Source organism: Streptomyces sp. NPDC006798 (assembly GCF_040635975.1).
Lineage (GTDB): Bacteria > Actinomycetota > Actinomycetes > Streptomycetales > Streptomycetaceae > Streptomyces.
In genome coordinates this window covers 106,294-116,233 of the sequence record NZ_JBEYIS010000016.1, presented here as the reverse complement: position 1 = coordinate 116,233, position 9,940 = coordinate 106,294, and the positions used below count along the sequence as shown (strand labels likewise).

Here is a 9,940-nt window from a genome sequence, read left to right as displayed (position 1 = left end):
GGTCGCTCCGGACGTGACGGAACGGTGGATATTCGTTGGCGCCGCCGGACACCGGGGGGCAGGCTCGGCCGTGACCGGGCGGCGGCGCATCCCCCGTTCCACCGCCGCCACCGCCGCCACCACCCTCGCCCCGCCCCGCCCCGCCCACGATCCGACCGGGAACGACTCCTCATGCGCCAGCCCGCGGCCCTCGACGCCGATGCCGTACGACGCCTGCTCGCCCTCGACGGGACCCCCGTCCACCCGGTCGCGGAAGGAAGCGAGCACGCGACCTGGCTGATCGGCGACGACCGGGTCCTCCGGCTGGCGGGCGACGAGGAGGTGACCGTCCGTCAGCGCCGGGAGGTCGCCCTGCGGGACGCCCTGCGCCCCCGGCTGCCGGTCCCCGTCCCCGGCAGCCTGGCGACGGGCGAATGGGCGCCCGGGCTCTCGTACACCGTCGACAACCGGCTCCCCGGCCGCTCCGCCGAGGAACGGCCGGTCTCCGGCGCGGGCGAACTGGACCTCTCCGGGCTGCTGGCGGCCCTGCGCGCCTACGACCCCGGGGACGCCACCGGCCCCGCCCTGCCGCCCGAACCCGTCCGCGACCCGGCCGAAGTGGGGGAACGGGCGCTCGTCGCGGCCCGGCGGCTGGCGGCGGACCACTCCCTGGACACCGGGCTCGTCCACCGCCGCCTGACCGACGCCCCGCAGCCCGCCGCGCCGGACTCGGCCGTCCTCCTCCACAACGACCTCAAGGGCGAGCATCTGCTCACCGGCGACGACGGCGGTATCACCGGCGTTCTGGACTGGACCGACGCGGCGCTCGGCGACCCGGCCGAGGACATCGCCGGGCTCGCGATCTCCATCGGCGCGCCGGCGGCCGTCCGGGCGTCGGCGCTCGCCTCGTACGGCCCGGACGTCTGCCTGCGGGGCGTCTGGCTGGCCCGCTGCGACACCCTGACCCGGCTCGCGGACCGGCTCTACGGCTCCGACGACAGCCCGCTCGACCTGCTCCGCGCCCAGCGCCGCCGGGCCTGGCAGCTCACCCCGCTCGACCTCTGAACCCGGCGGCGGGGCCCGTTGTCAGTGCCGTGGTGCACCATCGGAACGGACGGCGAAAAAACGGAACGGACGACAGAGGCCGGCCGAACGGCATACGCACGGCGAGGGCGGGACGACGACACGATGACGATCACCAACGAGCAGGTAGCCGGGCACATCTTCCTCAAGGCCCTGCGCGGAGACACGTACTACCCGCTGCGTCTGATCGAGAAGGGCGCCGTGATCCTCCAGGACCTCTGCGTCCGGATCGAGCGGGAACGCCCGGCGGACCTCCCGGCGCTCTACGCCCTGACGGAGCAGGCGACGGAGCGGTTCAACGCGCTCCAGGAAGAGCTGTGGGCGGCGGACAGCGAGATCGAGACGGTCGCGCGGGACGAGATAGCCACGGACTTCTACTTCGTGGCGAAGGCGTACGGCTTCCCCTCGGCGGACATGGAAGACCTGGTGGAAGCCCGCGACTGGTAGGCCCGCCAGGGGGCGGGCCGGCGGCAGCCGGGCCCGACAGCCGCACCCCGCGGACGCGACCGTCCTCCGGACCGGAGCCCCCGTCTGGGACGATCGGACGATGACCGTGCCGCCCGCCGCACCCGGCCCCGACCCTGCCCCGGAACCCACCCCGTCGCAGGAGGAGTTCCGCGCGCTGCTGCACGCGCAGCGCGTCTGGGCCCATCCGCTGCCCTCCTTCGACCCGGCGGGGGCGCCGGACGCGCCGCTGCCGCTGTTCCACCGCTGGTTCGCGGAGGCCGTGGCGGCGGGGCAGCCGGAGCCGCACACGATGTCGCTGGCGACGGCGGGCGAGGGCGACGGAGCGCCCGACGTACGGATCGTGATGCTGCACGACGCCGACGAACGCGGCTGGCACTTCGCCACGCACTCCACCAGTACCAAGGGACGCCAGCTCGCGGCCCGGCCCGAGGCGGCGCTCTGCTTCTACTGGCCGACGCGGGCCCGGCAGATCCGGATCCGCGGCCGGGTGGAGGCCCTGGGCGCCACGGAGAGCCTGGCGGATCTGCACGCCCGGTCGACGGGCGCGCTCGCGGCGGCGCTCACCGGCCGCCAGAGCGCCCCCCTGCCCGATCTGGCAGCCCTCGCCGAGGCGAGCCGGGCGGCCCGGCTGCGGGCCGAGTCGCACCCGGACGCGCCGGTCCCGACCTGGACGCGGTACGCGCTGACGCCGGAGGAGGTCGAGTTCTTCCAGGGGGACGCGGCCCGCCGCCATGTCCGGCTCCGTTACGAGGGCCCGGCCCCCGCGTGGACCCGTACCCTCCTCTGGCCCTGATCACGGACCACCGCCCCGTCCTGCTCCGGACGGCCGGGCCCGCCCCCGGATCTCCAGCGGTATGCCGTGCCAACGGGCGTGCGTGTGGACGGTGTCCGCGAGCGGCGGGGCGTCGCCGAGGGGGACGAGGCCGCGCGTACGGATCCGGATCGCCCCGCCCCGCGCGCGTACGGGGAGACCGAGGCCAGGACGGCGAACCACCGCCCGACCGAACAGAAATCAAGGCCACTCGAACGAAAACGAACACCCGCGATCCCGCGTGATCAATTCGCAATCGATTCCCTTCTTGACTGAGACCCATCAAGTGACCGCGCGATTACGCTCACGCGTTATGGACATCGACCGCACCGCGGACCTGCCCGTCTATGTCATCGGGGGCGGCCCCGCCGGACTGGCGACGGCCGCGGCACTGCGCGCGCACGGCGTCCGGGCGGTGGTGCTGGAGAAGTCCCCGGCGGTCGGGGCGTCCTGGCGCGGGCACTACGACCGGCTGCGGCTGCACACCCCGCGACGGCTCTCGGGGCTGCCGGGGCTGCCGCTCCCCCGGGCCTTCGGGCGCTGGGTCTCGCGGGCCGACATGGTCCGCTATCTGGAGAAGTACACCGACTTCCACGAGTTGGAAGTGGTGACGGGCGTCGAGGTCACCCGGGTCGATCCGCTGCCGCCGACGGGCGGCGACGCGACCGGGGGACAGGAGAAGCCCGCCGAGAAGCGGAGACCCCCCGGGAGACGCGGGCGCAAGGGCGCGGAGCGGCCCGGCTGGCTGCTGCACGCGACCGGCGGACGGCGGCTCACGGGCCGCGCGGTCGTCGTGGCGACCGGCTACAACCACACCCCGAGGCTGCCGGAGTGGCCGGGCGCGGCCTCGTACACCGGGAACCTGATCCACGCCGGCGACTACCGCGACCCGGCGCCCTACGCGGACCAGGACGTACTGGTCGTCGGGGTCGGCAACACGGGCGCGGAGATCGCGGTGGACCTGGCCGACGGCGGCGCGGCCCGGGTCGGGCTCGCGGTCCGCACACCCCCGCACATCGTGCGCCGCACCACCTTGGGCTGGCCGTCGCAGCGGAGCGCGATCGCGGCCCGGCGGCTGCCGGTGTTCCTGGTCGACCGGCTGGCCCGGCTCCAGGCCGCGATCGCCGTCCCCGATCTGTCCGCGTACGGGCTGCCGCGCCCGGCGGAGGGGCTCTACACCCGGGCGGGGCAGGGGGCGATCCCGGTCCAGGACACAGGTCTGGTGCGGGCGGTACGGAAGGGGAGGGTGCGGCCCGTGGCGGCGGTGGAGTCGTTCGACGGGGACGCGGTGGTCCTCGCGGACGGTACGCGGCTGACGCCGGACACGGTGATCGCGGCGACGGGGTACGAGCGGGGTCTCGGGAAGATGCTGGGCCATCTCGGCGTACTGGACGGCCGGGGCGGACCGCGGGTTCGGGGCAGCCGGTCTCCGGCGGAGGCACCCGGTCTCTACTTCACCGGTTTCACCAACCCGATCTCGGGCATGCTGCGGGAGATCGCCCTGGACGCCCCGAAGATCGCCAAGGCCGTCGCGCGCCGCTGAACCGGTACTGAACCGGCGCCGAGTCACCGCTGCTTCGCCCGTCGCGCGATGCGCCCGAGCGGTCGTACTCGTACTTCTTCCGCGTCGTGTTCCCGTGCGCGCGGGTTCGCCCTCACCGCGCGTCTTCCGGAACATCTCCCCGCCTGGGCGGGCCGCGGGACGTAGAGGCTGAGTATCCGGCGCCGGCCGCGTCCGGTCACCGGTTCTCTGCCTTACCGCGCGGGGCGCGGCGGTACGTCAACTACGGTCGCCGTGGCTCACGACGAGTGGTTGCCGGGCTCCCATTCGGGGTCGGCGGAGGCCGTACCGGGCTCCCATTCGGGGTCCACCGAGGCCGGGAAGACCTCGTTCCCACCCTTTCCGGCCAGGGGCGGGCCCAGCGGTCGTTTGAACACACTCATTGCGTTTCCTCCGGATTCATCGCAAGGGTGTGACCATGCGCCATCCGGCGGCCCCCACCCCGTTGTTGTCAGCCTGGGCATCGTACGTGAGAGCGATTCATCATCTCTCCCCTATTACGGCGCAGCTCAGCGCCGCCGGTTCGGAGGGGCCGGTCCGGGCGCCCGGCTCCGGCCCCGGCACCGGCGTGCGGACGCCGGGCCCGGGGCGGGCGAGGCTCCACCCCCGGGGGCCGGGGGCGGTCCGCCACCGCGCCGGAGTACGGGAGGTCGGGTTCCGGCCATTGCCGGACCCGGCCCCACCGCTGGTGATCGACGGGTCCGCAGGCACGGGGCGGATGGGGCGCAGAACACTCCGTCCGAATATCGGCGGCTGAGAACAGGTCCGGAGGGTAAAGAATTGGCAAGGGTCATGACGAGCACGATGGCACCGCCCTTTCCCTGTACGCCTGTTTCCGGCACGGCGTCGGGCCGTTGATCTGACTTCGAGTCAGCAAAGGGTCGGCGAGATTCCGAAGCACGTGCGCCCGGCGCGCACCCGACGACCCGGTCCTACCCGACCCCTTCCGGCCCGGCAACGGGTCGGAACAACGAGCAGGAGCGGGGCTCACCGATGCTTGGATCCACTCATGGCACCCTCACCTCCGATCTCCGCGCACGCGTCGTCGCCTGTGGGGAACACGGCGGCGCCGTACCCGACACCGGCCCCGGCGCCGCGTCGGCCGGGGAGACGGATGCCGGCGGTCGCCCGCTGCACGCGCCCGTGCCCGATCTCGACCGCTTCTTCCGCCCGGCCGCGATCGCCGTCGTCGGGGCGTCCGACGCCGAGGGCGGGCCGAATGCCGCGATCACCCGCCGGCTGATCGACTGGGCGGCGCGTTCGGGCGCCCGGCTCCATCCCGTACATCCGGAGCGGGCCGAGGTCTTCGGTCTGCCCTGCGTCCCCCGGGTCGGCGAGTTGCCGGAGCCGGTCGACGTCGCGGTGCTGCTGGCCGGCGATCCGCTGCCGCTCGTCGGCGAACTGGCCGGGGCCGGAGTCCGGTTCGCGGTCGTCCCCGCCCCCGCCCCGGGGTACGCGGAGACCGGCGAGGAGGGCGCGGCGGCCCGGGCCCGGCCGGCGGACGCGGTGCGGCGGGCGGGGATCCGGCTGCTCGGCCCCGGCGCCGGTCTCGGTGCCTTCGAGGAGTTCCGCGACGACCTCGAAGGTCCGGCCGTGGCCCTGGTCACCCGGTGCGGGCCCGAGGGGCGGCCCGTCCTCGCCCTGCAAGAGCTGGGCATCCGGGTCTCCCACTGGGCGACCACGGGCGATGAAGCGGATCTGGAGACGGCCGACTTCATCTCCTACTTCGCGGAGCGGCCGGAGGTCGGCGCCATCGCCTGCCAGGTGGAAGGGCTCGGGGACGGCCGGTCCTTTCTGCTCGCCGCCGACCGGGCCGCCCGGCGCGGGGTCCCGGTGGTCGCGGTCCGGGTGGGCGGTACGGAGCCCGGCGCCGGGACGGCAGCCTCGCGGCCGGGGAAGCCGCCCGGTGCCGAGCGGGTCGTGGACGCGGCGATGCGGCAGTTCGGGGTGATCCGGGTCGAAGGACCCGACGAACTCCAGGACGTCTCGGCCCTGCTGGCCCGGGCCCGGCCGCCGCTCGCCGACGGTATCGCGGTCCACTCGGTCTCCGGCGGCACCGGCGCGCACTTCGCCGGTCTGGCCGCCGCCGCCGGGCTGCGGCTGTCTTCGCTCACGTCGGGGGGAGAGCCCGAGCCGCGCCTATGGGTCCCGGAGTCCGCGGGGGCGGCCGATCCGGCGGACGACGCCGACCGCCGGACGGACGGCCGGGGCGACGGCCGGAAGACGATCGACGCGCTTCTGGCCGACCCGGACGTCGGGGTACTGATCTGCCCGGTCCCCGGCCCCTGCCCGCCGGTGAGCGACCGGCTGGCGCGGGATCTGGTGGCGGCGGCGGAGACGACGGAGAAGCTGGTCTGTGTGGTCTGGGGCTCCCCCGTGGGCACCGAAGCGGCCTATCGGGAGACCCTGCTGGGCTCCTCCCGGGTGGCCACCTTCCGTACCTTCGCCAACTGTGTGACCGCCGTCCGCGCCTATCTCGACCACCACCGGTTCAGCGCGTGCTACCGCTCCCCGTTCGACGAGGCGCCCCGCACCCCGTCGCCCTCGTTCCGCAAGGCGCGGGAACTGCTGAGACCCGGCGCCCGGCTGAGTGTGCACGCGGCGAAGCAGCTGCTCCGGGCCTATGGGATACGGGTCCCCCGCGAGCAGTTGGTGACCAGCGCGGCGGCCGCGGTCCGGGCGGCCGGACAGGTCGGCTACCCGGTGGTGATGAAGGCATCGGGCAGCGGCCTGGCGTACCGGACCGAGCTGGGTCTGGTGAAGATCGGGCTGACCGCGGCGAGCCAGGTCAGGGACGCCTACCGGGAGCTGACGGACATCGCCCGGCACGAGGGCTCCGACCTGGACGGTGTTCTGGTCTGCCAACTGGTGGAGCGGGGCGCGGAGCTGGTCGTCGGCGTCGGCCGGGACGATGTCTTCGGCCCCACGGTCACCGTCGGACCGGGCGGGGCGCTGGCCGAGGTGTTGCGGGAAACGGCCGTCCGCGTACCGCCGTTCGGCGAGGCCCAGGCCCGTGCCATGCTGGCCGAACTGCGCGGCCGGGCCCTGCTGGACGGGGTGCGCGGCGGCCCTCCGATGGATGTGGACGCCCTGGTGGAGGTGGTGCTGCGGGTCCAGCGGATGGCCCTGGAGCTGGGGGATCACCTCTCCGAGCTGGAGATCAACCCGCTGATGGTGCTGCCGCGCGGTCAGGGCGCGGTGGCGCTGGACGCCCTGGCGGTCTGCCGGTGAGCCCCGCCAGAACGGCGCCCCGGATCAGGGCGCCAGGAGCGCCGCACAGCCGATGACGACACCGGCCAGCCAGAACAGGGCGAAGCCCCAGACCCAGGGGGCGAGCCGAAGGCGTCCGGCCCGCCCGGTCCCGCCCCCGGCCGTACCTCCGGCCCGGTCCGTCCGGTCCGTCCGGTCCGCGACGGTCAGCGGCAGTACGGCGGAGAGGCAGACCAGCGCCCAGGTCAGGAGGTAGCCGGAGGGGTCCCCGACGCCGAACGGTACGGCGTAGAGCGCCCCGAGCCCCAGTACCGCCCCGGCCCGCCAGGCCGGTACGGATCCGCCCCGGTGGCCGGCGGCCCACTCGGCGAAGGCGAGTACGGGCAGTACGTAGGCCAGGGCGACCAGGGCCCCGCCGATCAGGGCGACGACGGGGAGGTAGACCACGGCGGCCAGGGCCAGCACCACCGCGAGCGCCGGGCTGCCCTCCTGCCCGGCGGCCATGAGGGATCCGGCGACGACCACTACGGCGAGCTGGGCCACGGCGGAGGCGTAGCCCGTGGTCGCCGGGCGCAGATAACGCCGGAGATACGGGAACGAAGCCGTCGGAGCCGCAGAGACCGAAGTAAGCCGTGAGAGCAGGCAGACGGACACAGGACGACGACCCCTCGTACGCCGGGAGTCCTTGACCGGACCCCGTCACTCCGGACAATACGCCGCACGGATCGGCCCCCCTCGGGTGCCCTCCCCACCCGCTTCCGACGGCCGTTTCCGGTGGCCGTTCCCGGTGGCCGGGGAGACGGTCCACCGGAAATCGGGATGCCCGGGGCGCCCCGGCTGCCTATCGTCGGTCTCATGGAACCGCTCACCGATCAACAGATCCGCTCGTCCTTCGTGAACTGTACGAAGGGGGAGGCGAAGCGGCTCCGGCTTCCGGCGGAGTTCGGCGACACCCCCTGGGCGGACCTCGACTTCCTGGGCTGGATCGACCCGGGCGCGCCCCAGCGCGCCTATCTCGTCGTCCCCGGCGAGCTGCTCCCGGGCCGGGACGACCCGGCCCCGCTCGGACTGAGCCTGCGGGTGCCGGGCAGCAGCAATACCAGCGCGTTCAAGTCGAGCCTCTGCAATATCTGTCTGACCGGCCATGCGTCCTCCGGGGTCTCCCTGCTCGTCGCGCCGCTCGCGGGCCCGCGCGGCCGGGAGGGCAGCACGGTCGGTATCTACTTCTGCGCCGATCTGGCCTGCTCCCTCTACATCCGCGGCAAGCGGCAGCCGAAGCTGCGGACCCGGCAGCACGAGGAGAGCCTGACGACGGAGGAGAAGGCGGCCCGGATGTCGGGGAATCTCGCCGCGTTCGTGGAGAAGGTCCTGGCCGACTGAGCCGCGCCGCCGCGCCCCGGGGCCTCCCGCGCCCCGGGTCTCAGCCCGCAGGCGCCCGCTCTCCCGGCCCGGCGGCCTCCGCCTCAGCCACCGGCTCCGGCTCCAGCTCCGCCGACGGCTCGTCCGGCCGGTGGCGCCGGAAGACGAGAGCCATCAGGGCGGCCACCGCGCAGAGCGCCCCGGAGGCGTACCAGACGACGTCGTACGAGCCGAAGGCGTCCCGCGCCAAACCGCCCGCGAAGGCCACGACTCCCGCGCCGACCTGGTGCGATGCCAGTACCCAGCCGAACACGATCGCGCTGTCGTCGCCGTAGTACGCGCGGCAGAGCGCGATCGTCGGCGGGACGGTGGCCACCCAGTCCAGTCCGTAGAAGACGATGAAGAAGATCATCGGCGGTTCGACGCTGGGCCCCAGCAGCATCGGCAGAAACATCAGACTCACACCGCGCAGGGCGTAGTAGACGGCGAGCAGCCGCCGGGCCTCGTAGCGGTCGGTGAGCCAGCCGGAGAAGATCGTCCCGATGACGTCGAAGACCCCGATCACGGCGAGCAGCGACGCGGCGGCCGTGATCGCCATCCCGTGGTCGTGGGCGGCCGGTACGAAGTGGGTCTTCACCAGCCCGTTGGTGGTGGCGCCGCAGATCGCGAAGGTTCCGGCGAGCAGCCAGAAGGGCCCCGTACGGGCGGCGTCGAACAGGACCGTGATCGCCCGCCGGGCCGCGCCCCTCACCGGCGGCGGCTTGGGCGTGAAGTGTTCGGCGCCGTACGCGGAGACGCCGATGTCCGCCGGGTGGTCCCGCAGCAGCAGCCAGACCAGGGGTACGACGGCGAGCGCGCAGAGCGCGACGGTGATCGCGGCCGGCCGCCAGCCGCGCTCCTCCACCAGCCAGGACAGCAGGGGCAGGAAGACGAGCTGGCCGGAGGCGCCCGCGGCGGTGAGGACGCCGGTGACGAGTCCGCGCCGGGCGACGAACCAGCGGTTGGTGACGGTCGCGGCGAAGGCGAGGGCCATGGAGCCGGACCCCAGGCCGACCAGTACGCCCCAGAAGAGGACGAGTTGCCAGGCGGCGGTCATGGTGACGGTCAGCGCCGACCCGGCCGCGATCACGGTGAGGGCGAAGGCGACGACCCGGCGGATCCCGAACCGGTCCATCAGGGCGGCGGCGAACGGCGCGGTCAGCCCGTAGAGGGCGAGATTGACCGAGACCGCGAAGCCGATGGTGCCGCGCGACCAGTCGAACTCCTGGTGCAGCGGATCGATCAGCAGTCCGGGCAGGGAGGCGAAACCGGCCGCGCCGATGATCGTCACAAAGGTGACGGCGGCCACGGACCAGGCGCGGTGCGGCCTGCGGCGGGGACGGGAGCGGGGCGGGGCGGGTCTGTGCGTCACATCGGTCACGGGCACCAGCTTCCGGCGGCCGGGGCGGCGCATCGAGTGGCCCGAAGGA

General features: G+C 74.1%; 9 protein-coding genes. 6 read left to right on the top strand and 3 right to left on the bottom strand.

What is annotated here, in order from left to right:
* Positions 1-171 precede the first annotated feature (171 nt).
* From ABZ714_RS13970 to ABZ714_RS13955, 4 genes are all read left to right on the top strand, one after another.
* Entirely contained in the window at positions 172-1,044 is an 873-nt protein-coding gene (locus ABZ714_RS13970) for an aminoglycoside phosphotransferase family protein (protein WP_358825432.1), read from the top strand.
* Positions 1,045-1,167: 123 nt separating this feature from the next.
* The gene (locus ABZ714_RS13965; protein WP_358825431.1) at positions 1,168-1,509 is read left to right on the top strand and encodes a DUF5713 family protein; all 342 of its coding nucleotides are present in this window, start codon (positions 1,168-1,170) and stop codon (positions 1,507-1,509) included.
* A gap of 100 nt (positions 1,510-1,609) precedes the next feature.
* Positions 1,610-2,323 (top strand): pyridoxal 5'-phosphate synthase, encoded by a 714-nt coding sequence (locus tag ABZ714_RS13960; protein WP_358825430.1) that lies wholly within the window; start codon positions 1,610-1,612, stop codon positions 2,321-2,323.
* 331 nt (positions 2,324-2,654) lie between these two features.
* On the top strand, positions 2,655-3,884 hold the full coding sequence (locus ABZ714_RS13955) for an NAD(P)/FAD-dependent oxidoreductase (protein ID WP_358825429.1): 1,230 nt from the start codon (positions 2,655-2,657) through the stop codon (positions 3,882-3,884).
* A 257-nt stretch (positions 3,885-4,141) separates the two neighbouring features.
* On the opposite strand, the gene ABZ714_RS13950 is transcribed toward ABZ714_RS13955, so the two are convergent.
* A complete protein-coding gene (locus ABZ714_RS13950) occupies positions 4,142-4,285 on the bottom strand; it encodes a hypothetical protein (protein ID WP_358825428.1) in 144 nt (47 codons plus the stop codon).
* 610 nt (positions 4,286-4,895) lie between these two features.
* On the opposite strand from ABZ714_RS13950, the gene ABZ714_RS13945 reads away from it, so the two are divergent.
* On the top strand, positions 4,896-7,133 hold the full coding sequence (locus ABZ714_RS13945) for an acetate--CoA ligase family protein (protein ID WP_358825427.1): 2,238 nt from the start codon (positions 4,896-4,898) through the stop codon (positions 7,131-7,133).
* Between the two features lie 24 nt (positions 7,134-7,157).
* Here the strand turns inward: ABZ714_RS13945 and ABZ714_RS13940 are convergent, their stop codons facing one another.
* On the bottom strand, positions 7,158-7,655 hold the full coding sequence (locus ABZ714_RS13940; protein ID WP_358825426.1) for a hypothetical protein: 498 nt from the start codon (positions 7,653-7,655) through the stop codon (positions 7,158-7,160).
* A gap of 312 nt (positions 7,656-7,967) precedes the next feature.
* Here ABZ714_RS13940 and ABZ714_RS13935 point away from each other — a divergent pair, with 312 nt between their 5' ends.
* Positions 7,968-8,492, top strand: coding sequence for an FBP domain-containing protein (locus ABZ714_RS13935; RefSeq protein WP_358825425.1), 525 nt, complete (start codon positions 7,968-7,970; stop codon positions 8,490-8,492).
* 40 nt (positions 8,493-8,532) lie between these two features.
* Here ABZ714_RS13935 and ABZ714_RS13930 read toward each other — a convergent pair whose 3' ends face one another.
* Positions 8,533-9,924 (bottom strand): MFS transporter, encoded by a 1,392-nt coding sequence (locus ABZ714_RS13930; protein ID WP_358825424.1) that lies wholly within the window; start codon positions 9,922-9,924, stop codon positions 8,533-8,535.
* Between the last annotated feature and the right edge of the window lie 16 nt (positions 9,925-9,940).

Excerpts from the sequence above, each read along its gene's own strand:
- ABZ714_RS13955 (WP_358825429.1), top strand. The coding sequence starts at position 2,655 with ATGGACATCGACCGCACCGCGGACCTGCCCGTCTATGTCATCGGGGGC.
- ABZ714_RS13945 (WP_358825427.1), top strand. The coding sequence starts at position 4,896 with ATGCTTGGATCCACTCATGGCACCCTCACCTCCGATCTCCGCGCACGC.
- ABZ714_RS13965 (WP_358825431.1), top strand. The coding sequence starts at position 1,168 with ATGACGATCACCAACGAGCAGGTAGCCGGGCACATCTTCCTCAAGGCC.
- ABZ714_RS13970 (WP_358825432.1), top strand. The coding sequence starts at position 172 with ATGCGCCAGCCCGCGGCCCTCGACGCCGATGCCGTACGACGCCTGCTC.
- ABZ714_RS13960 (WP_358825430.1), top strand. The coding sequence starts at position 1,610 with ATGACCGTGCCGCCCGCCGCACCCGGCCCCGACCCTGCCCCGGAACCC.
- ABZ714_RS13935 (WP_358825425.1), top strand. The coding sequence starts at position 7,968 with ATGGAACCGCTCACCGATCAACAGATCCGCTCGTCCTTCGTGAACTGT.
- ABZ714_RS13930 (WP_358825424.1), bottom strand. The coding sequence starts at position 9,924 with ATGCGCCGCCCCGGCCGCCGGAAGCTGGTGCCCGTGACCGATGTGACG.
- ABZ714_RS13950 (WP_358825428.1), bottom strand. The coding sequence starts at position 4,285 with ATGAGTGTGTTCAAACGACCGCTGGGCCCGCCCCTGGCCGGAAAGGGT.